Raw genomic sequence first — 21657 nt, 5'->3', positions numbered from 1 at the left:
GGGACACCGTAATGCTCGAGGTGAAGAACGTCGGAAAGCCGTATGAGGGAAAACCTCACGTACGGTTTGATGAGGAGGGGCTGGATGCCCAGCCCTTCACTCTACAATTATTGCGTCCTAGACTGCCGCTGTCTTTTTTGTGAGTATGAGTCTCATACTTATTTTGTAAAAGCTTGCTGTCTTTATTAACATAAACCGCATCAAATCAAAGCTCTCTATTTTAATCAAACACACATTTTAAAAAATTCCTCTTGAAATAAGAACTAATGTTCGCTATCCTTAGAATTATACAAACATATGTTCTCATATATGGAGGCGATCTATTTGGAAAGTCACATTAAAAAAGCGCCGCTACTTACACCTGGTGAGCTTCAGTTTGTCAAAATGGGGATTATCCTGCCCGTAATGATGGATGTACTTCAACGCGACATCAATCGAATTAATCAAGTTAAACTGAAACTAGATATTCTTTATGTTATGAGTCTTGGTAAGGCGCAGGACAGTGCTCACTCCGAGTTAATGGAATTGAAGGCAGAGCTGCGTAAGCGAGGTATTAAGATAATTGAAGAAGTTCGCGCAGCCGAAGGGATACAGGCTAGATTCAAATGCCGCGGCTACGATCATAATCTTTTGCTTCAGTGGGAGAAGGTACGAACGGAAATTTTGGAGAAAGGGAGCCAAATATTGGGGAATTCCATTACATGGAGGGTGACAGCGAACATGGGGAAAAAGCTTGAAGGAAATGGAAGGTGGGAGAGCAGCCGGATGATGTTACCAGAACACAAAGACAGGATTAATTTACATAACGAGCAGAAGAATAAACAGACCAAGCCTGAATTGACTGAAGAGGAGCAGCAGGAATTGTATGGCAGACTAAGATCATCAATGCTGCATACACTCAGAGCCAGCATAATAGTGTTTAAGGAATACGGTAATCGACAGATTAATGGTGTTGTAGATTGGATAAACCCACGGACACATCTCATTAAGGTGGATATAGGGGCAGACTGGGAGTTGATTGATTTCAAAGATGTGTTGAAGGTTGAATTAGATACTCCAGGATATTGAACGCAGGGTGCTCCGAATTTTCCATAATTACTTGCGCGGCGGCTTTGTGATTGAACGGCATATTCATCTTAGTACTCGCAATAAGAAAATCAGCCTAGTCATTATTTTTGACTAGGCTTTTTGCATTTCTGAAAATCAAATACTTCATACATTTGAACACTTTACTTTTAGAAAGTGGATTATGAAATGGGTGGGTGATTTATTTAATTCCGCAAATACGCAAATATCCGGACAATCGGGTTCCATTGTAAACGATGCAAATTCAATCAGTCCATAGAAAATGGCAGATGATTGTGGGGGCGAGGTTGAGCTGTAATAGAGTGAAGCTGTGGCTTAAGGATACAAATGGAAGCTTTACAATCGAAGCGAGCTTTGTGCTCCCCCTTATATTATTGAGTACGATCTCATTGTTGTTTTTAGCGATGTTTGTGTTTCAAACTTCATCTGCCTATCAAACGGCGGGAATTGCTGCAGATCGTGCCGCGTTCGTCTGGGACAACAGCAAAAAGAATCCGATTACAGGCGCTTTTACGGTTGGAGAGGACGATGGTTTGTATTGGAGGTTGAATAGTGACAGTGTATCCGATCTGTTTTCTTTTCTGATCCCGAACGCAGCTTCACAGGTAACGCTGCCTGTCGCAGGACAAAAAGCAAATACCGGCCCCGAGGGGAAGCTGCTGCGGATTGGGAACGCAGTCTCATCGGAGTGGAATGGATCGATGCAGTACAAGAATAATGGGATTAGCCGGGAAGTGAGCGTTCATCTGGCCAAACCCTTCCATTCCCCTCGCTACGTAGAGCACAGACTGGAGAGTAAAGTACAAGCTTCAGCGGCAGCTCAAGTAATCGATCCCGTAGAAACAATCCGGGTCATTGACCTTACTCGAACTTTTATCCAAGAAGTAAAAGGCAGAATAAAGCCAAGCGATGTACTCTTAACTTTGATAGAGCCCAAATCAGTCCCAGAGAAACCGGTTGTTATTAACAGCCACAAAACAGCAGTCCTATATTTGCAAACTCTCGTCAATGGAAGAGAGCTAACTATTAATGTCAATGCGGATACACAGCGAGTAGTAGATGCAATGGATGCAAATCAGGTGGCGCACCAGGCATTCTATACGTTTAGTGAAAGCCAGCTTCGTAATGAACAAATGCCCAAGGACGCTCAACTTCTTCAGAATGGGACAGCAGTCAAAGGAGTGGTCTGGCACTTTTTTAAGCAATCCCGTAATAGCCAGGTTAAGCTGTCAGCAAGCTTGAGGCAGGAGCTGGAAAGGAGCGGAATCGTGATTGTTATTCATGAATAATTAACGGTCTGCACGTAAGCGATTTGTTATGAGAGGAGCGAGATTATGTGAGACGTTGGAGGGAGCTGATCTTGGAGCAGGATGGAGCAGTTTCATTGTATTTGATAATGATTTTGGTTCCGGTCTTTTTGTTATGCGCCCTCTTGATCGATTTTTCACGTCTTAAAGTAGCAGAGAAGGAAGCGGAGAATGCGGTGAAAACGGGAGTCCGCTCTACTCTGTCTGCTTTTTCCCCGCAGCTGCATAAGTATGGTCTGTATGCACTGGAGCAGGAAAAGGATAAATCCGAGGCATTATTTCTGAAAACTGTCTCAGAAAATATGTCCGGTTCTGTTACCGCGGGGGGCTTCAGCTTCATTGATCAAAAGTTGGAAACGGATGGATCGGGCATAACCTCCATGTATACGCTCGGAAATCATATCTTTTTTAAAAAACAAATTTTGGAGGAAATGAAATATCGTGCGCCAATGATTTATTCCTTGGAGATAGCAGATAAATTTAAGAAAACAGGCTTGGCTGCTACCATGTCACAGGCCTCCCAATATGCACATAATGCGGTGAAAATTGAAGCTCTGCTCGAAGAACGAGACGGCTATCTTGATCAAGCATGGAAGGAATGGATATCCATCCATCAAAAGGCCACATCTGTACACCCTTACTACAAGGTCCAATTGGAAGCGTTGAACCAGCTTAGCGATAGAGTTGGTATTCATACTGTTACTGAGGTCAAGCAATCCATTCAGAATGCTAAACGGGATTTGACAGATTTAAGGGATCAAGTAAAGAAAATTGATCTTCGAATAAGATCCTTAATAGAATCAGGTTCGGATTCAGCGGCCGCTCTTGATCGATTATACGACACGCAATCAGAATTGAAAGCTCAAATATCAGATTTGAATGATACAATTAGTGATTTGGATCGATTATTGGAGGATGTAATTAAGTACGCAGAGCTGTTGGTTATGTTGAAATTAAAATCATCCATGGACGTGTCTGAATTAAAAGCTTATTTGAAATTATTTGAGGAGGCGCTGGCACAAGCAAATTCAGCAAATGATCAGTTGAATGAACAATTGCGGTCGATAGATACCCAGTCAACTGGCTCTTCTCCTGCTTATCCCGCCAATCAAGCGTTTCAAGGAATTCATATAATTCAAAGGCAGGAGCTGGATGAATATGGTAGTCAGGCGGCGGGAGCTGTGGCGGTGTTTTCGGGACTTGAAGCTCAGCTCGCCAGTGTTCTGCTGTTTGATGCAAACAATTATAGGAATGCGGACAATACGAATCAACTTTTTTGGAAGCAGGTAAACGAGCTGTATGTGAAGCAAGGGGGCAAGGAAACCGAACGAAATAAGAATAAGAACGCCGTAGCCACCTCCAAACGGGAACAGCGCAGTAAAGCGCAGCCCTATTTGGATCAAGTAACGAAGGCAATGGGCAGCTGCAGCCTTGTAAGTACGACAGATCCATTTAAAGAGCATTATGTCACTCTGCAGGGAGATCCAGTTAAAGGAAGTACAGGTCTTTACCAACGCTACATGGGAGCAAACCGCCAAATCGATTTGGCACAGCCTGTGCCTGATCTTAATCTTGTTAATGCAGATAAAGCTGGAATGAGTGCAATGAATCTTATTTCTTCCCTAGAATCTGTTCTATCAGAAGTCAGGGATGAGTTTTACTTGGACGAATTTGCTATCAGCAAGTTTAACTATAGGACACTGGGCTTGGAGAAGATTTCCGGTCAACCCAAGACCTCCAAAGAGTTGTCTCAGCCTGATAGCCACACCTTAGTAAATCAAGAGCTGGAATATTTGCTGTATGGAGCGAATTCATGTATAGGCAATTATTCAGCTGCGTATGCGGAAATATTTGTTTTCCGGCTTGCAGTGGGGACTGCTGAGGCTCTGACAGAACCGCATATTCAATCCTTGAATGCAGGTTCTCCGCTTCTTGTGTTTTTGGCTGCAGTTGCCGAAGGGGCCGTGAAAGCTCAGATGGATATGATCAAGCTTGTACAGGGTGAGCAGGTTCCGTTGTCTAAAAAATTTGGCAGCATTGTTACCTTGTCGTACAAAGACTATTTGCGAATGTTCCTGCTTCTTCACAGCCGAGACAAGGTGCTGCTCTCACGGATGCAATCATTGATCGAATTAAACACCGGAATTCCTTTAGAGCAAAGCGCAACCTACTTGTCAGGAACGGCTACAACTTCAGTAAAGCTATGGTTTTTACCAGGATTAATGAAGGTTCTGGGGGCTGCAGAATTATACTCGTGCGAGGTAAAAGGGACGCGTTGTCATATCATTAAAACGGGTGTAATGGCGTACTAACATCTCATGGAGGTGGAATATGAAGCTGATCCGAAATCAGGAGGGAGGAATCGTGCTGGAAGCTGCTCTTGTATTACCGTTGTTTCTTTCTTTTGTTCTTATGCTTATTGCCTTTATCCAAATATCGTTAACCGAGATGGCATTGCAGTCTGCTGTTTCGGAGACGACCAAGGTTTTAGCAGTCAATATGTATCCCGTCGACCTGCTTTATGCCGGCGCCAAAAGCCAATGGAATCAAAGCTCAGTAAATGGCTGGATTGATCTTGCGTTAGGGAAAATATATTCGGTGAAGCAGGGTGCAGTTAATACGGAGCAATTTATCGATGAGTATGAGAGATGGATTCCAGATCCAGTAATTGCTCTGATGGGATGGAGAAAACGCAAAGGCTGCAGCTAGAAGAGCTTGCTCAAGCAGGGACAGATGAAACAAAAAAGAAAATCGAGGCTGTCTACAAGCCTTTACTGAATAATGCATTTGTTCCTGTTGTAGCGCTTTATGCTAATCAGACACGTCTAAAGAAGGATCGGCTCAAAGTAATCAATGTTACATTGCCGGATTTCAACGATAAGGAGAATGTTTTTATTGGTATCGAGGCGGAGTATGAGCTTCAGCTGAATGTTCCCTTTTTCAGAAAGAAGATTTTTATTCGTAAAAAAGCGTTTGAGCGAGCATGGGTAGGTGGAAGTTGATGATCGCTGCTGTATTGAGTGGTGGACTGCTTGCCATTGCATTTGCAACGGATATTGTTCAACAAAAAATACCGAATCGGATTACGGCAGCCGGCTTAATTATAGGTATTGTGCTGCATATTGCGACTGAAGGGTACTCAGGGGCCGGCTTTGCTTTAATAGGTGCGTTATTAGGCTTTATTCCGCTACTGCTGTTGTATTGGATACATGCGGTAGGAGCGGGTGATGTTAAGTTATTTGCCGCGCTGGGAGCTTTAACGGGGGCGGAATTTGTACTTCAGAGCATTATGTATTCGCTCGTATATGCTGCTTGTATTAGCTGTCTGATTCTACTGTGGAGATGGGAATGGAAGAGGAGAGGTGTACTAATTGCGAGAATGCTGCTGCTCTTTTTTCTTTGGAAGGACACGAAACAATTGAAAGGCTTCGCAAAATCTTCGCAAAATTTTCGATTTCCGTTTATGTGGGCGGTACTGCCTGCGGCTGCGACAGCGACTTATTTACAAATTTCATAGTGAAAGGAGGAGCAAGGAATGAATTTGCAGTTATATGGCTTGCAAGTAGACTTTGTTACCCGCAATGGACATTATATGGTGCTATCTTCACTTGAAGGTCTTCGCAGGGAGGAACTGTCTGAATTCCAGGTCAACATGCTGCAGATCAATAAAATCCCTCAGCTGCTTGAAATGCAAATAGAGGAGATCAATCAGCATATCAAGCTGTATTACAACATCACAGGCAAACGGATGCTCACACACTGGCTGCGTCTTGAAAGCTTAAATATCAAACAGTTTTTTACATTGCTATACCGAATCGTGGATACTGTTGCCTCAAGCAATATTTACATGCTGCAAGAAGGAAGATATGTTCTAAAGGAGGATTATATTTACTGCAGCGACGATTGGTGTGATATGTACCTTACCTATGTACCTAAAGAGCTTTTAACTGACAAAAATTCGGTGTCCGCGGATTTACAGCATTTGGCCTCAAGGCTGATCCATAAAGTAACTGAATTATCGGGCAGCGGTTATCAAGAGCTTATGAACTATTTGATGGATGAATCTTTTAATTTGCCTATGCTTAAGCAACTGCTGCTTAAACATATGAATCAACCTAATAGCAGCGTAAACAGGATTGAATTAGATAAAGGAATGTCTAAGCGACCTTTTGCATTCCCTTTAAATGAACCTGAACCGGCTAAAGAACAAAAGCAGTCTTACTCTGAGCAATCTGCGAGGTTTAACCACAAGCATGCGAACAACCTTGAAGCTACCGTTATGGAGAAGGACATGAAGGCAAGGCTATCGGCGCCGCTTAGTGGTGGTGTTACTGGGGCATCACAGTTCTCGGTTGCTCCACCTTCACCTCTTTTATTGGATAAGGAAGCAGAACAGATGCATCAGCCAGAACAGCGAAGAAAGCTTCAAATTCCGGTTATGCTGGTTGGCTTTCTTGTTCTATGTTTAATATGGAAGCTGTATTTGGATTATTCAGGTGAGGCTTGGTTAATGATCTGCTCCGGTTTATCGTTGTTAACAGTAGATGTTGTTTATTACATTCTGTGGATCTGGAAGCCTCCATCGCAGGACGATGACAATATGGAAATGGATTTTTGGAAAGTTGGACCTAATCAGGATGGAGTGGAGGAGAGCACCAAAACCGCGGACCAAGGCAGCTTAGTGCCTTTTTTTGTGCCGAAACGAGATCAATCAGCACATTCGGGTCCCTCTCCAGAAGACTCGTCTATCCCTCTTGTATCAAGGTTGGAATCTAAACTAGCTGCTGGCAGTTCAACTGAGATAACTAATCCTACACCAGATACATACTACAAGAGCCTCGAGCAGCGGACAACGTTTCTGACACCGTCTGGGGCAACTCAGCTTTTAAAGCAGGTAGCTCATCTGCAAAAATCCCAAGCAGCCGCTCCATATCTGGAATGGAATTGTGACGGGTCAGCCAGGAAAGCTCAGATCAACAAGGCTGCTTTTGTAATTGGCAGACCGGGAGGTCAGGTTGATCTTGCTCATGATGAAGAAGGGATTTCACGAATTCATGCGGAAATTGTTCGCGAGAATGAAGCATTTTGGTTGAAGGATCTTGGTTCGCGTAACGGAACCCGTGTAAATGGAGAAATTTTAGTGCCTTATCGGATGTATTCTTTGCAAGAAGGTGATATAGTTAAAATAATTAATATCGATTATACGTTTAAAATGGGGTCGTAGGGTTGAAAACAACATTTGCCATTCATTGGCAGTATGGAGTCGCTACCCATTCAGGTTGGTTTCGGATGGTCAATGAGGACCGCTCATTGTTGCGCATCGGTTCCACTGATAAAGGGGAACCGTATGCTGTAGCTGTGATTGCTGACGGTATGGGTGGGAGCGGTGACGGAGGACAAGCCAGCGAGACTGCGCTGGAGACCGTAAAGGAATGGCTGGACGAGCAGCTTCCTTCCTTGCTTCGATCAAAAAATATTTGGTCAGCGCTTGCTCCTTCCACAGATCGTTTATTTCATGATGTGAATAATCAGCTTATCGAATTAGGCAAGCTTTTCGGGAGTCGGCTCGGTACTACTCTGACCCTTATTTTCTTGTTTAGTGAAACATACTTTATTTGTCATATAGGCGATTGTCGTATTTACAAGGTAAGCCGTAGAAATCGGCTCTCCCAGCTAACGAAGGATCAATCATGGACAGCTGAACAGATTCGCAAAGGCAGATTGACTCGCCAGCAAGCACGCAAGCATCCGAAACGGCATGTGCTTTTGCAGTGCCTTGGCATGCAAAAAGAATTGAAGCTTATAAAGCGTACAGGTTTCTTTACAAAGCACAACACTTTCCTTCTTTGCAGCGATGGCTTTTACAATCGTGTGTCTGATATGGGCATTGAGCGTTTATTACGTGAAGGTGAGCAAATGCAGCCTGATTTGCAAAACATTTGCGATTTGCTGATCGACAAAGCGTTGGACAAGCGGTCAAATGATAATATAAGTCTACTTTTGCTTCGTTCGGTATCATCGACGCTAACACCTTGGAAACGATTGTGTTATCGTTGTAAAAATTTGAACATCCTATTCCCTGTCGAATGGCGAAAGTGATATAATAATATGTCTTGTTATTATTTCAATTTCTAAAAATATACAATTATTTACAATAGACAGGAGATTATCGAAGAGCAATGAGTTTGTTGACAGTTGAAGATTTAAGCCATACATTTGGTGACAGAGTTTTGTTTAAGCAGGTTTCTTTCAGATTGTTAGCAGGTGAGCATGTCGGTTTAGTTGGAGCTAACGGTGTGGGTAAATCCACGCTAATGAATATTTTGACAGGTCAGTTATTAAAAGACGAAGGCAAAGTGGAATGGACCCCAAGGGTTCAATACAGCTATTTGGATCAACATACAAAGTTGACTCCCGGCAAAACTATTCGTGACGTTCTTAATGATGCATTTCTTCCGCTTTTTGAACAAGAAGCCGAAATGATGCGTATAACCGAGCAAATGGGAGATGCGGATCCTGAGAAGCTGGAGCAGCTGTTGGAGCAAATGGGGGAAATTCAGGACAGGTTGGAAAATAGCGGGTTTTACCTGCTTGATGTCAAAGTTGAAGAGATGGCCAATGGTCTTGGTTTGGACGCGATCGGCTTGGACCGGGATGTAGCACAGCTGAGCGGCGGTCAGCGGACCAAGGTTCTATTGGCTAAGCTGCTGCTAGAGCAGCCCACGGCGCTGCTGCTGGATGAGCCGACCAACTATTTGGATGTCGAGCATATTGATTGGTTGACTAACTATTTGCAAAACTATCCTTACGCCTTTATTTTGATTTCTCATGATACGGAATTTATGAATAAGGTTGTAAGCATTGTTTATCATTTGGAATTTTCTAAGCTTACACGTTATACAGCTAATTATGAAAAGTTTCTGCAAATGGCAGATATGAATAAACAGCAGCATATTGATGCGTACGAAAAGCAGCAAGAATATATTAAAAAGCAAGAGGATTTTATTCAACGTAACAAAGCAAGGGCGTCCACCTCAGGCCGCGCAAAAAGCCGTGAGAAGCAGCTGAATAAAGTGGACCGGATAGATCGTCCTGAAACTGCGGTTAAACCGACGTTCCAGTTCAAAGAAGCTAGGGCAAGCGGTAAAACCGTTTTTGAAGGTCAGGACTTAGTAATTGGATACAACTCACCGCTTCTGCCCAAAATGAACATGACCATTGAGCGTGGTGATAAAATTGCTATCGTCGGCTGTAATGGTGTAGGTAAATCCACTCTTCTGAAGACGATCATAGGTAAGGTGCCAGCATATGGCGGTAAAACGTATTTAGGTGATTTTTTATTTCCCGCCTACTTTGAGCAGGAAGTAAAAGCTCCCAATTTGACACCTATCGATGATGTGTGGAATGAGTTTTCGAGTATGAACCAGCATGAGGTAAGGGCCGCTTTAGCCCGTTGCGGACTAAAGAATGAGCATATCACCCGGCCGATGAGCATGCTGAGCGGTGGTGAGCAAGCTAAAGTGCGCCTGTGCAAGCTTTTGATGCGGGAAAGCAACTGGATTCTGTTTGACGAGCCGACGAACCATCTGGATGTTGTTGCCAAGGAGGAGCTTAAGCGTGCATTAAAAGAATTTAAAGGCACGATACTGCTCGTTTGTCATGAGCCGGATTTTTATGAAGATTGGGTAACTAACGTATGGGATGTCGAAGAATGGTCTAACCAGACAGTCAATAAGTGATAGGTGGTATCAGAGTAAAGGAATATGTGCATTTGCCGCATATTTCTTTTACTGTACATATTGAACTATTATTTTTATTAAAGAGAGGACGTTTATTGATGATAACTCATGTTGTATTTTTTAAACTGAAAGACCGCAGCCCAGAAGCCGTAAAAGCAACAGCTCAAGTTCTGACCAATATGGAAGGGGAAATTCCAGTCTTAAAATATATTGAAGTAGGACTTGATGTGCTTCATTTGGAACGTTCCTATGACATTGCTCTGATTACTAAGTTCGAATCCCTTGAGGATCTTCAAGCTTATGATGGACATCCGATTCATTTGGGCGTTAAAGAGCACATGAAACAGGTGCTAGACGGTACAAGTGTTTGTGTTGACTTTCAATCTTAATTTTAGACAGCTGAAAAAACCGGCTCAAGTGAATGGATATTCACCAAAGAGCCGGTTTCATCATCATCATCCATAACATGATAAACAGAATCGACATGTAGTAATATAAAGCGCGTGACAGCTTGTTTACCAAAGCTTTTCGGTCATGCTCGGGCTGCCTGAGTCGACGGATCGTTGGGGAAAAGGCGCGGGCCATAAAAAATAATGAAGCAATAAGTACGATGAACGTCCCTGCAATCCACGGTGTAGTCCATGGCCATCCGCCAAGCCAAAGCAGCAGAAGCCCGGAGAACACCAGGACATGGCCGGAATGTTTAGATAAACGGACAACGAAATGAAATGAATCTAGATAAGAATGCAGCAGGATTCCTTCTGCTGTCCTAAGCTTGGATAACATAGGGATTAGTACAATAAAAGGTCCGATTGAAACTAATGCGCTTACTGCGTGGATAAAGACTAGCCAGGAATACAAGATTAAAGCCTCCAAACTTGAAAAGGTTAATAAAACAGTGTAGCATTCATTTTATTGAAGACTACACTGTTTTTGCTTCGTTGAATATAAAGAACAGCTTGTACGTGCAGTTCAGCTTTGACAAATGCTCACATCTCAATGGGATAATGCAGCCGCTTGTCAAAGGAAGATGCAGGCGATAACTCGCTTATACAGCGCGGAATTCGTGCACCCAGACCTTCATGTGCGGAAGCCAAGGCATACCGGCATGCATGGATAATATGTGATTTTTATAGCTTTCCACATTATCGAAGCCTTCAGTTTGAACAGCCTCGTCTGTCAGTTCACCAAGCGATTGCTGGTAAACCTTATATACTTCGAATTTTTGGCCTTTTAATTCCATGATTTCACCGATATCGGCATAACGGCCGTTTCGGCGGGTGGCTGTTTTTTCGCCACGAATTACTTTTTCTACATCATCTTCCTTGGTAACTAATCGTTCGATTGTACAGGTTTTTGGTGGCAAATTTTCAGACATTGGGCAAAAAACCTCCTTCATTTTGTTCATTTGTAAGCTTACATGAAAAATTTGTCGGAAGCAAATACTTAAGAGCTTTCCAGAGGGAAACTCGCTTTGGAGGGCCATACAACAAGAGGAGGATTCCAATGAAATCCCAAATTAACCAAGCTTATGTGCACAACATACTGGAGCGATTATTGAAAACTCCCAGTCCGAGTGGTTATTGCCATAACATTACGAAGCTGGTTGCATCGGAAGCTGGAAAGCTAGGTTATACCATAAGCTATACTAAAAAAGGCTGCGGTGTCATTACCGTACCAGGCAAGCAGACGGAGCGGGTGATCGGATTGTCAGCTCATGTCGATACTTTGGGTGCCATGGTCCGATCAATCAAATCGACTGGAACTCTACGCTTTACATCGGTTGGCGGGTATATGATGGGGGCTGTCGAGAATGAATATTGCAAGGTGCATACAAGAGATGGACGCAGCTATGACGGTACCATCTTGACAACGAAACCTTCTGTTCATGTATATAGCGATGCCAGAGAATTGAAACGGGAAGAATCGGTTATGGAGATTCGACTGGATGAGCCTGTTAAGACTGTAGAGGAAGTTAAGCAGCTAGGAATTGAAGTTGGGGATTTTATCTCATTTGACCCACGAGCTGAATTTAAGGCAAATGGTTATATAAAATCACGTCATTTGGATGATAAAGCTGGTGTTGCGGCATTATTTGGTTTGCTGGAGCTATTAAAGCGTGAAAGCATTATTCCAGCTTGTACACTTCAGCTGTTAATAAGCACCTACGAAGAAGTAGGGCATGGTGCGGCATACCTGCCTCCGGAAATAGATGAGCTGATCGCTGTTGATATGGGTGCAATGGGAGATGATCTGTCCTGCACAGAGTTTGATGTTTCCATTTGCGCCAAAGATTCGTCTGGGCCTTACGATTATGAAATGACCAGTAAGCTGGTGGAGTTAGCCAAAAGAGATCAGTTGTCCTATGCAGTGGACATCTATCCGCAATATGGCTCCGATGCATCCGCAGCTTTGCGTGGAGGAAGCAACATTAGAGCAGCGTTAGTTGGACCGGGAGTGCACGCTTCTCACAGTATGGAGCGCACCCATAGCGAGGCCGTGTGGAATACGATTGCCTTGCTAGCGGCTTATGTAGTGGAGCCTAGTTTTACTAATGAATCAAAGGGGATGTAATCATTGAATTTAGTAGCGATAGAGCATTTTAACAAAAGCTATGGGGAGAAAGTGCTGTTTGATGACATTTCCTTTCATATTAACGAAAAACAGCGGATAGGCTTGGTTGGCGTAAACGGAACAGGCAAATCCTCCTTACTGAAGGCGATTGCTAAACTAGAAAGCGTTGATTCGGGTAAACTGGTGCATGCCAATCATTTTCGCGTTGAATATCTGCCGCAGAATCCTGAGTTTGATTCAAACTCCACCGTACTGGAGCAGGTGTTCTATGGGGATACCCCACTGATGCAAACATTAAGGGATTATGAGGAAGCATTAACTTTACTGCAAGAAGCGCCTGAGGATGAAAAGCGGCAATCCCGCTTATTTGCGGTACAGCAGCGGATGGATACGCTTAATGCTTGGGAGGCTAGCACCACTGCCAAAACAGTGTTGACCAAGCTCGGCATACAAAATTTCACACAAAAAGTTGGGGTTCTGTCGGGAGGCCAGCGGAAACGTGTAGCAATGGCAAGAGTGCTGATCCAACCGGCTGACCTGCTCATTCTGGATGAGCCGACTAACCATATTGATCATACAACGGTGGAATGGTTGGAGGAATTTCTGGCGAAGTGGAAGGGTGCTCTCCTCATCGTGACACATGATCGTTATTTTCTGGATCGCGTTACCAATCGCATTCTCGAATTGGATCATGGAAAGCTGTACAGCTATGAAGGTAACTATGCGACCTTTCTGGAGAAAAAAGCCGAACGCATGGAGCGTGAAGCTTCCGAGGAGGACAAGCGTCAGAACTTGCTGCGTCGCGAACTTGCGTGGCTTCGCCGCGGTGCCAAAGCCAGATCGACTAAACAAAAGGCGCGTATTGACCGGGCTGTTGAACTGCGGGATCGCAAGGTAGATGGACCCGCTGAACAGCTGGATATGGCGCTTGGGGCAAGTCGGCTTGGTAAGAAGGTCATGGAGCTGGAGCATGTTTCCAAATCGTTCGATGGGCGAAATATGGTTAAAGATTTCAGTTATATTGTAAAGCCGGATGACCGAATCGGCATCATTGGACCTAACGGCAGCGGTAAATCCACATTTCTGAACATGCTGGCAGGTCGACTTCAACCGGATGAAGGTACAATAGAAACAGGCACAACTGTAAAGCTTGCTTACTACACACAAGAAAATGTAGAAATGAACGAGAAGCAGCGGGTCATCGAATACATTAAGGACGTAGCGGAAGTGATCCGTACAGCGAATGGCGAATCTATTACAGCAGGCCAAATGCTGGAGCGCTTCTTGTTCTCTCCTTCGCTTCAATGGACGCCTATCGGTAGACTGTCAGGCGGAGAACGGCGCAGATTATACTTGCTGAGAACCTTGATGGGAGAGCCGAATGTTCTGCTTCTGGATGAGCCGACCAATGATTTGGATATTCAGACATTGACCATTTTGGAAGAATATCTGGATGATTTTCCGGGTGCAGTAATTACCGTTTCGCATGATAGATACTTTTTGGATCGGACATCTGATCATCTATTTGCTTTTGAGAACGGAACTATAAGTCGTTTTAATGGCAATTATTCCGAATATTTGGAGACTGTTCGTGCTGAGGAGCAGGCAGCGGCTAACGTTCGCAAGCAGCAGGCTTCCGCAGCCGGACAGCTTAAAGACAACGTTTCATCCTCCTCGGAAGCAGTCGATTCCAGCCGCAAGGAAAATACTCGTCCTCGCAAGCTTTCCTTTAAGGAGCAAAAGGAATGGGATGAGATTGAAGGCAAGATTGAAAAAATTGAAAATCGGCTGGCAGAGGTGAAGCAAGGCATAGAGCGGGCAGGCAGCGATTACGGAAAAGTGCAGGAGCTGTTCGCAGAAGAACAGCAGCTATCAGGGCAGCTTGAACAAACTATGGATCGTTGGGCTGAATTGTCGGAGCTCATAGAGCAGATTGAGGCTAATAAATAAAAGCGACTCCATTTGTTGGTTTCCTTGCAATATCGGACTGGATCAGCTCCGGTTGAAACTAGAAAGTCTGATATTGCAAGAAAAGCTTTTATTTGAAGCCTTTTTTATGAAAATACATTAATATTTTGCAATTCCATTGGGAAAAGACGGGCTTCTTATGCTATAATTTATGTTTGGGAGCAATTAAAGCATCAAAGCAATAATTTAAGAGAGTAGGGAAGAATTAATGATTACAGTATCAAATGTAACTTTAAGATACGGCAAGAGAGCATTGTTTGAGGATGTAAACATCAAGTTCACTCCAGGAAATTGCTACGGATTGATCGGAGCCAATGGGGCCGGAAAATCAACATTCATTAAAATTTTATCCGGTGAAATGGAAGCCAATAAAGGGGAAGTCAGCATCACTCCTGGCGAACGGATGGCAGTTTTAAAACAAAATCATTTCGAATATGATGAAATAGAAGTGTTACGTACTGTAATGATGGGCCATTCGCGTCTGTTTGAAATAATGGAAGAAAAGAACGCTCTTTATGCCAAAGAGGATTTTTCCGAAGAGGACGGTATGCGTGCTGCCGATCTGGAGGGTGAATTTCAGGAACTCGATGGCTGGCAAGCGGAGTCGGATGCCGCTGAGCTATTGATCGGTCTCGGTATTAACAAGGATATGCAAGAGCTAAAGATGAAGGAATTAAGCGGTAACGAGAAGGTTCGTGTCCTGCTCGCACAAGCGTTGTTCGGAAATCCGAATATTCTGCTGCTCGATGAGCCTACCAACCATTTGGATATTGAATCGATCAACTGGCTGGAAAACTTCCTGGCCCGTTTTGAAGGTACTGTAATTGTAGTATCCCATGACCGTCACTTCTTAAACCAAGTATGTACACATATTGCCGATATTGATTTTAGTAAAATCCAGCTTTATGTGGGCAACTATGATTTCTGGTATGAGTCCAGTCAATTAGCACTCAAGCTTACCCGGGAATCCAACAAAAAAACCGATGAGAAGCGTAAAGAATTAGAAGCCTTTATTCAACGCTTTAGTGCAAATGCTTCCAAATCAAAGCAAGCCACTTCACGGAAAAAGCAGCTCGAAAAGCTTACTTTGGAAGATATCAAGCCATCCACGCGGAAATATCCGTTTATTAAATTTCAACCTGAACGGGAAGCGGGCAAACAGCTGCTAACTGTTGATAAGCTATCCAAATCAATAGATGGCGAACAAATATTCAGCAATATCAGCTTCACTATTAACAAAGGTGACAAAATTGCTTTTGTCGGACCGAATGGAAACACCAAATCCACATTGTTCCAAGTGCTGATGGGGGAAACACCAGCAGATTCCGGCGAATTCACATGGGGCGTTACGACTACTCAGGCGTATTTCCCTAAGGATAACTCCTCTTACTTCAACACAGATATCAATCTGGTAGATTGGCTGCGTCAATATTCGAAGGAGCAGGATGAGTCGTATCTGCGCGGTTTCCTGGGCCGCATGTTGTTCTCCGGGGAAGAGGCGCTGAAAAAAGCGAGTGTATTATCCGGGGGCGAAAAGGTTCGCTGCATGCTGTCCAAAATGATGATGAGCGGCGCCAATGTCCTTATTCTGGATGAACCTACCAACCATTTGGATTTGGAGTCCATCACGGCACTTAACAACGGAATGGTTGATTTTGATGGTACAATGCTCTTCGTATCGCATGACCATCAGTTTATCCAAACTGTAGCAAATCGCATCATGGAAATTACACCGAATGGCTTGATAGACAAAATGATGACGTACGACGAGTACTTGGCTAGCGATGAAATAAAGAAACAGCGTGAATTGATGTACACTTGATTGTCTTAAACTTGACAAGGATAAACGGCTGCGTCAGCAAAAGGATGAGTGTGTTTGTCCAGGTTAAGCCAAGTCAACCATTAACTTTTTATGCTAATTAATCAAAGAAAAAAGGATGAGCTTGGGTTACGTAGCTCATCCTTCTTTTTAACTCCCGCCGGTACGGCGACGCTGATTGTTAGGCTTCTTGTTATTCTGGCTTCTCATTACGGCGCTGTTGCCGCCCCGTTGCTGCGAATTAGCCTTGGCATCGGCTTGCTCTTGCTTTTTTTGCGCAAGCTTGTTCTTAATAGCGTCAGCTAAACTGACTTTTTTCGGTGCTTGTACTTCTTCATTGCTTGTTTGGTTCACGTCCGACATGTTGTACACCTTCCTTGCTCTAGATGATTACATTGTACTGATTTGTCCAAGAGGAAGCAAGTTAAATATAGAGTTAAATTAACTTAGGAGATAGCCCTCATGTTTGATCCAACTATTTATGATAATCTAAAAGTTGTCTTTGAAGGCGCCATGTATGACATGGATTTAGACGATTTTGTTCAAATTATTCAACGAACGGATCGGGTTGAGTTATCTACGATGTCTCGCAGCTTTGGAATGGAAGCGGTAAGAAAGCAGGGAGGGCAAGTAATTGGCCGTATCCTGTTGACGGCATCCCTTGCAGACTTGGCCGCAGAGCTGCTGGCTCAGTCCGGTGAACAGCCAGGCTGTGGTCTGGAGCTTACATTTATTTTCCCAATTCATGATATGGAGCGGGACTGCGCATTAGCTGCCAAGCAGATGGTTGACATATGGGGAGATAAAGTTAGTATAGCCCAAAGTATCCATATGGAGTATGGCAAACAGCCTGTGAAGCTGGAAAATCATCTGACTGTACAATTTTTAAGAAAGCTTGACGAGAGACAGATAGACGATATTCCTAGCCTGTTAGAGCATTTTCTTCTGAGTCTGGAGCGGCTGGATCAACATTTTGCTACAGAATAGCTGTCCCGCTGAGAGGAATTGAGCTTGATTTTGCAGCTAGTGTAAAGTGAGCAAGTCCTATTTACAAAAAAAGGAGGGTCAGACTTTGACGGAATGGACAGAGATGCAGTTGAAGGAGTGGGAGCTGAGTGGAAAGACAGAGCGGCAGTTCATTTATTTCTACACCCCGCTATGCGGCACCTGCAAAATGACAGAACGTATGCTGCAGGTCATTCTGGCCCTTGAACCGACGCTGCCCATTGTGAAATGCAATATTAACTTTTGTCCGCAGATTGCTTTAGAGTGGAAGATTGAAAGTGTGCCTTGTTTAGCGGGCTTTGGGCCGGACGGAGTTTTACGCAAAAGATACCGAATGCAGGCTGTCGATGACTTACATCGATGGTTTCAAGAATTCGCTTAGGAAGAAGCTAGATCCGTCAATGCTCGTAAGAGGATTGGGATACCCGATTTGCATTCAAAAAAATTCTAGGAGGAAACCCATGAGCGAACAGTTTGAGATTGGAAGTGTAGTTACCGCGGAGTACAAGACAGGTGAGTACGCAGGTGAGGTTGTTGAAGTATCTCCATCCGGAAAAATAGCTGTGAAAATTTTGGCGGTTATTAAGCATCCGACACAGGGGGATTTGCATAATCCTATGGATCCCAACGTTCCGTTCTTCCACCAGCGCCGTGCATTGGCATTTCAGGAGATAGCTTTGATTCCCCGGTACTCCCTTAAGACGTTTCATGGTACCGTACAGGATTACCGTACATCATTGGAACGGGCGCTTCATTCAGAGATTCGACAGCTGAAGCAAACGGTTCACTGGGCGGAACGCAGCTTACAGGAGCTCGAGCAGCTGCAAAAGGATTATTCCATTTAAACTATTAGGATTTGACTTGGACTAATCGGCTTCAGAAGGTAAAAACTATGAATCACCCTTATTATTCTTTTGAAACGGATGTGTCGGATCGTTATGCTGTTTGTGCTGATAGGATTATGGACGATCGGTTTGCTGCTGCTGGTTACGGACCCGAGAAGGCCAACAACCCGCTGGATAGCCAGCATTGCCTTTACCGGCGGATCCGGCGGCTTATCCGCAGTTATTCATGACCAGTTAACTCCTTACCTGTACGAACAAGGGTGGCTCGCTGAACCCGTAGTGCGCATATTGAGCCATGCTGAAACGATATTCTCACTCATATGTTACTATGGACTTCCATATACCTTCTGTATGTTTTCATTGATCTACCACCCGAATGCGGATTTATGGCGTTGGAAAGGACAGTTAGCATGGCTGCTTATCCTGCCTGCTGCAGTCTCCTTCGCTTTCGATTCTGCACCCGGAGATCCCATTCCATACCGGTACGTTGTATGCTGGACGACTCCATACATTATGATTGGAATAGGGATGCTGCTTCACGGGGCTATTAAAGAGCGGAATACATTTTTGCGGAAGCTCCGGATGCTGACGGCTTTGGCTGCGGCGCCGACGTTATTTTTTGCTTTATTCACGATGTATGTGCTGCCAGCCTTTTTCGGAATCTATGAATGGTGGCGCTATAATGCCGCTGTCATCGGCTTCACCTTAGCCGTTATTTTAATATCAAGCTTCCGCTATGGATTCATGGGTCTGCAAATATCCATAAGGAATCAAAAACTCGACTATACGTTGCGTGCGATTACTTCTGGAACATCGATATTGAATCATGCCATAAAAAATGATGTAGGTAAAATCAGATTATTCAGTGAAAAAATCAAATCCGAAGCCGTGCAGCCGGATCCTCAGCAGCTCGTTAACGATATTGAAGTGATTATGAATGCTTCCCAGCATATATATGATATGATTTATCGTATTCAGGGCCAAACGCAAGAGGTAGTTTTACATATGGAGGAGCAGAAGCTTTCGCTGCTGCTTGACCATTGTCTGAATATGCTGGAGCCAGGCTTCCTTAACATTGAGATTGCCAGAGATTTTCGTTGTGAAGGAGTCATTTGGGCGGACCGGGCTCAGGTGATTGAGGTATTTACGAATGTACTGACAAATGCGTCGGAAGCGATGCCTCAAGGAGGACTCCTGACAGTTAAGCTGACAGAAACGAAACGCAATCTTGCCGTGGAAATTAAAGATACGGGTGCAGGAATGGATAAAAGGCAGCTGAAGCGGATATTTGATCCTTTTTATACAACTAAATCGGGTAAGAAGCTTAATTTCGGGTTGGGCTTATCCTACTGCTACACTATCATACAGAAGCATAAAGGCACGATGGAAGTCCACAGCAAGCCTAACCATGGCACCTCGGTATTTATTAATTTTCCTAAAAAGAAAGGCGGCGTTGGAGGATGAACCGGATACGTGTTGTTATCGTGGAGGACGATCAGGATTGGCTTCGGGGCTTAATAAGCTATTTGGGCAAAGAAACGGACTTGGACATAGTCGGCCAAGCTTCGTCAGGCCAAGCTGCTGTGGAGCTGCTTGAGCGTGTGGAAGCAGATGTCGTGTTGATGGATATTATGATGTCTGATAGCCCTGAAGGAATATGGGCCGCTGCGGAAATTGTGCAGTGTACGGGGGCACGAGTGATTATGCTTACCTCCATGGAGGAGAAGGAGCTTATCTTCGAGGCATTCAAGGTTGGGGCTGTCGACTATATGGTGAAATCGAACTTTACAGAGATCCCGCAATCGATTCGCAATGCTTTCGCTAACCGCAGCTCCATTCATCCAAGCGTTGCAGCCAAAATGCGTGAAGAATTCCGTCGTCTAAAGGATCTTGAGCATGAGGTTAGAGTAAAGGAGCTGCGCGACCTTCTTACCCCCACAGAAATCCAGGTACTGGATCTCATTGAAAAAGGTCACACACAAACGCAGATCGCCGATAAATTCGTAGTTTCGATCCGCACCATCAAGGTGCATGTCGGGAACATCTTGCGCAAGCTTGGCGGGAAGAGCAGTAAAGAAGCGGCTCAAAAAGCGAAGGATATGGGCATTTTATAGCGGTTCATTCGCTGTTATGGCGATATAACCGTTATTTTGTATTGGCGAATTTTCAAGGCTTTATGGTATAGTATTTTACAGTTTATACTTAACAGTTAACCTTGGAGGAATTAGAGAGATGCCGGAAAACAAAATTATCCAAATAGGCGTTATAGGCGCTGGTAACATTGCCAATGTACACATGAATGAATTTAAAAAAGTACCGGGAGCTGCTATCGCAGCTGTAACCGATGTATATGTTTCATTGGCTGAGTCGAGAGCCAAGGAGCATGGAATTCCAAAGATCCATGCATCCTACGAAGAGCTGCTTCAGGACCCTAATCTGGATGCGGTTATTATTGCGGTTCCTAATGAAATGCATGCTCCTATTGCTATAAGCGCTTTGGAGGCCGGAAAACACGTATTATTGGAGAAGCCTATGGCTATCAACGCTGCCTCCGCCAAGCAGATCATTAGAGCACACCGGGCTTCTGACAAAATACTGATGATTGCCCATCAAATGCGTTGGGAAGCTATTAACCTTCAAGTTAAAGAGCAAATCGACAAGGGTGCAATTGGGCAAATCTATAATGTAAAGGCAGGCTGGATGAGGCGTAAAGGAATACCAGGCTGGGGTACCTGGTTTACTCAAATGTCGAAGTCAGGTGGCGGGCCTTTAATTGATATTGGGGTGCATATGCTTGATTTATCCCTTCATTTGATGGGCAATGCAAGACCGGTTTCTGTTTTTGGCACAACCTATGCTGAATTTGGTCCTAAGCGTAAAGGTATCGGGACATGGGGGAAACCGGACTGGAACGGCACCTACGATGTTGAGGATTTGGCGACGGCTTTAATCAAGCTGGATAATGGAAGCACTCTAACTCTGGATGTCAGCTGGGCGGCGCACACGGATATGCTGGACAATCAGCCTTACCTTTATGTAATGGGCTCAGAGGGAGGAGCGACGCTTCGCGGAAATAAAGGCAAGCTCTTTACGGAGTTGTTTGACCGTACGGCAGAGGTTGAGCTCAGTGTTCCGGATAATGATGAGGGCTCACGGGTAAGGCAAAGCAATCATTTTGTGGATTGTATCCGTGAAGGAAAGGAACCGATCACATCAGGACTATCCGGGCTGGCCAATAATCTTGTATTAGAAGCCATTTACGAATCATCCCGTACAGGCAGTGTAGTTACACTGGATTGGAATATATAAAAAAG

Annotated in this window: 22 protein-coding genes; 19 read left to right on the top strand and 3 right to left on the bottom strand. The window is 44.2% G+C overall.

What is annotated here, in order from left to right; all coding sequences use genetic code 11:
• Positions 1-324: 324 nt before the first annotated feature.
• From ACFQ0C_RS33400 to ACFQ0C_RS33355, 10 genes are all read left to right on the top strand, one after another.
• Positions 325-1068, top strand: coding sequence for a YhjD family protein (locus ACFQ0C_RS33400; protein WP_379373432.1), 744 nt, complete (start codon positions 325-327; stop codon positions 1066-1068).
• A 305-nt stretch (positions 1069-1373) separates the two neighbouring features.
• Positions 1374-2375 carry a hypothetical protein gene (locus ACFQ0C_RS33395; RefSeq protein ID WP_379373430.1) on the top strand — a complete coding sequence of 334 codons (1002 nt, stop codon included), beginning with the start codon at positions 1374-1376 and terminating at the stop codon, positions 2373-2375.
• A 47-nt stretch (positions 2376-2422) separates the two neighbouring features.
• Positions 2423-4705, top strand: coding sequence for a hypothetical protein (locus ACFQ0C_RS33390; RefSeq protein ID WP_379373428.1), 2283 nt, complete (start codon positions 2423-2425; stop codon positions 4703-4705).
• A gap of 19 nt (positions 4706-4724) precedes the next feature.
• The gene (locus ACFQ0C_RS33385; RefSeq protein WP_379373426.1) at positions 4725-5102 is read left to right on the top strand and encodes a TadE/TadG family type IV pilus assembly protein; all 378 of its coding nucleotides are present in this window, start codon (positions 4725-4727) and stop codon (positions 5100-5102) included.
• On the top strand, positions 5075-5395 hold the full coding sequence (locus tag ACFQ0C_RS33380; RefSeq protein WP_379373424.1) for a hypothetical protein: 321 nt from the start codon (positions 5075-5077) through the stop codon (positions 5393-5395). The genes ACFQ0C_RS33385 and ACFQ0C_RS33380 overlap by 28 nt, the downstream gene beginning before the upstream one ends.
• Positions 5395-5910, top strand: a complete 516-nt coding sequence (locus tag ACFQ0C_RS33375) for an A24 family peptidase (RefSeq protein WP_379373422.1) — start codon at positions 5395-5397, stop codon at positions 5908-5910. The genes ACFQ0C_RS33380 and ACFQ0C_RS33375 overlap by 1 nt, the downstream gene beginning before the upstream one ends.
• Before the next feature lie 18 nt (positions 5911-5928).
• Positions 5929-7617 carry a DUF6382 and FHA domain-containing protein gene (locus ACFQ0C_RS33370; protein ID WP_379373420.1) on the top strand — a complete coding sequence of 563 codons (1689 nt, stop codon included), beginning with the start codon at positions 5929-5931 and terminating at the stop codon, positions 7615-7617.
• Between the two features lie 2 nt (positions 7618-7619).
• The gene (locus tag ACFQ0C_RS33365; RefSeq protein ID WP_379373418.1) at positions 7620-8492 is read left to right on the top strand and encodes a PP2C family protein-serine/threonine phosphatase; all 873 of its coding nucleotides are present in this window, start codon (positions 7620-7622) and stop codon (positions 8490-8492) included.
• A gap of 80 nt (positions 8493-8572) precedes the next feature.
• Positions 8573-10132, top strand: a complete 1560-nt coding sequence (locus ACFQ0C_RS33360; protein ID WP_379373416.1) for an ABC-F family ATP-binding cassette domain-containing protein — start codon at positions 8573-8575, stop codon at positions 10130-10132.
• Between the two features lie 98 nt (positions 10133-10230).
• On the top strand, positions 10231-10521 hold the full coding sequence (locus ACFQ0C_RS33355) for a Dabb family protein (protein WP_379373414.1): 291 nt from the start codon (positions 10231-10233) through the stop codon (positions 10519-10521).
• Positions 10522-10561: 40 nt separating this feature from the next.
• Here the strand turns inward: ACFQ0C_RS33355 and ACFQ0C_RS33350 are convergent, their stop codons facing one another.
• Both ACFQ0C_RS33350 and ACFQ0C_RS33345 read right to left on the bottom strand, forming a co-directional pair.
• The gene (locus ACFQ0C_RS33350; protein WP_258213549.1) at positions 10562-10996 is read right to left on the bottom strand and encodes a hypothetical protein; all 435 of its coding nucleotides are present in this window, start codon (positions 10994-10996) and stop codon (positions 10562-10564) included.
• A 184-nt stretch (positions 10997-11180) separates the two neighbouring features.
• Complete coding sequence (locus tag ACFQ0C_RS33345) at positions 11181-11510, bottom strand: ASCH domain-containing protein (RefSeq protein WP_258213446.1); 330 nt, start codon at positions 11508-11510, stop codon at positions 11181-11183.
• Positions 11511-11638: 128 nt separating this feature from the next.
• On the opposite strand from ACFQ0C_RS33345, the gene ACFQ0C_RS33340 reads away from it, so the two are divergent.
• The 3 genes from ACFQ0C_RS33340 to ACFQ0C_RS33330 all read left to right on the top strand — a co-directional run bounded on the left by ACFQ0C_RS33340 (position 11639) and on the right by ACFQ0C_RS33330 (position 16496).
• Positions 11639-12706, top strand: coding sequence for a M42 family metallopeptidase (locus ACFQ0C_RS33340; RefSeq protein ID WP_379373412.1), 1068 nt, complete (start codon positions 11639-11641; stop codon positions 12704-12706).
• A 3-nt stretch (positions 12707-12709) separates the two neighbouring features.
• Positions 12710-14656: an ABC-F family ATP-binding cassette domain-containing protein gene (locus ACFQ0C_RS33335; RefSeq protein ID WP_379373410.1), complete on the top strand. Its 1947-nt coding sequence runs from the start codon at positions 12710-12712 to the stop codon at positions 14654-14656.
• Between the two features lie 226 nt (positions 14657-14882).
• Positions 14883-16496: an ABC-F family ATP-binding cassette domain-containing protein gene (locus ACFQ0C_RS33330; protein ID WP_258213443.1), complete on the top strand. Its 1614-nt coding sequence runs from the start codon at positions 14883-14885 to the stop codon at positions 16494-16496.
• Between the two features lie 147 nt (positions 16497-16643).
• On the opposite strand, the gene ACFQ0C_RS33325 is transcribed toward ACFQ0C_RS33330, so the two are convergent.
• Positions 16644-16856 (bottom strand): hypothetical protein, encoded by a 213-nt coding sequence (locus tag ACFQ0C_RS33325; RefSeq protein WP_379373407.1) that lies wholly within the window; start codon positions 16854-16856, stop codon positions 16644-16646.
• 99 nt (positions 16857-16955) lie between these two features.
• On the opposite strand from ACFQ0C_RS33325, the gene ACFQ0C_RS33320 reads away from it, so the two are divergent.
• From ACFQ0C_RS33320 to ACFQ0C_RS33295, 6 genes are all read left to right on the top strand, one after another.
• Complete coding sequence (locus ACFQ0C_RS33320; RefSeq protein ID WP_379373405.1) at positions 16956-17480, top strand: hypothetical protein; 525 nt, start codon at positions 16956-16958, stop codon at positions 17478-17480.
• An 85-nt stretch (positions 17481-17565) separates the two neighbouring features.
• The gene (locus tag ACFQ0C_RS33315; protein ID WP_379373403.1) at positions 17566-17880 is read left to right on the top strand and encodes a thioredoxin family protein; all 315 of its coding nucleotides are present in this window, start codon (positions 17566-17568) and stop codon (positions 17878-17880) included.
• Positions 17881-17959: 79 nt separating this feature from the next.
• A complete protein-coding gene (gene kapB / locus ACFQ0C_RS33310) occupies positions 17960-18343 on the top strand; it encodes a kinase-associated lipoprotein KapB (protein WP_258213439.1) in 384 nt (127 codons plus the stop codon).
• 93 nt (positions 18344-18436) lie between these two features.
• Positions 18437-19807, top strand: a complete 1371-nt coding sequence (locus tag ACFQ0C_RS33305) for an ATP-binding protein (RefSeq protein WP_379373401.1) — start codon at positions 18437-18439, stop codon at positions 19805-19807.
• A complete protein-coding gene (locus ACFQ0C_RS33300) occupies positions 19804-20457 on the top strand; it encodes a response regulator (protein ID WP_379373399.1) in 654 nt (217 codons plus the stop codon). Before ACFQ0C_RS33305 ends, ACFQ0C_RS33300 begins: the two co-directional genes overlap by 4 nt.
• Positions 20458-20575: 118 nt before the next feature.
• Positions 20576-21652: a Gfo/Idh/MocA family protein gene (locus ACFQ0C_RS33295; protein WP_379373397.1), complete on the top strand. Its 1077-nt coding sequence runs from the start codon at positions 20576-20578 to the stop codon at positions 21650-21652.
• The last annotated feature ends 5 nt before the right edge of the window (positions 21653-21657 follow it).

The sequence above is a fragment of the Paenibacillus sp. GCM10027630 genome (assembly GCF_042676305.1).
Lineage (GTDB): Bacteria > Bacillota > Bacilli > Paenibacillales > NBRC-103111 > Paenibacillus_S.
This window is presented reverse-complemented; position numbering and strand designations above follow the sequence as displayed.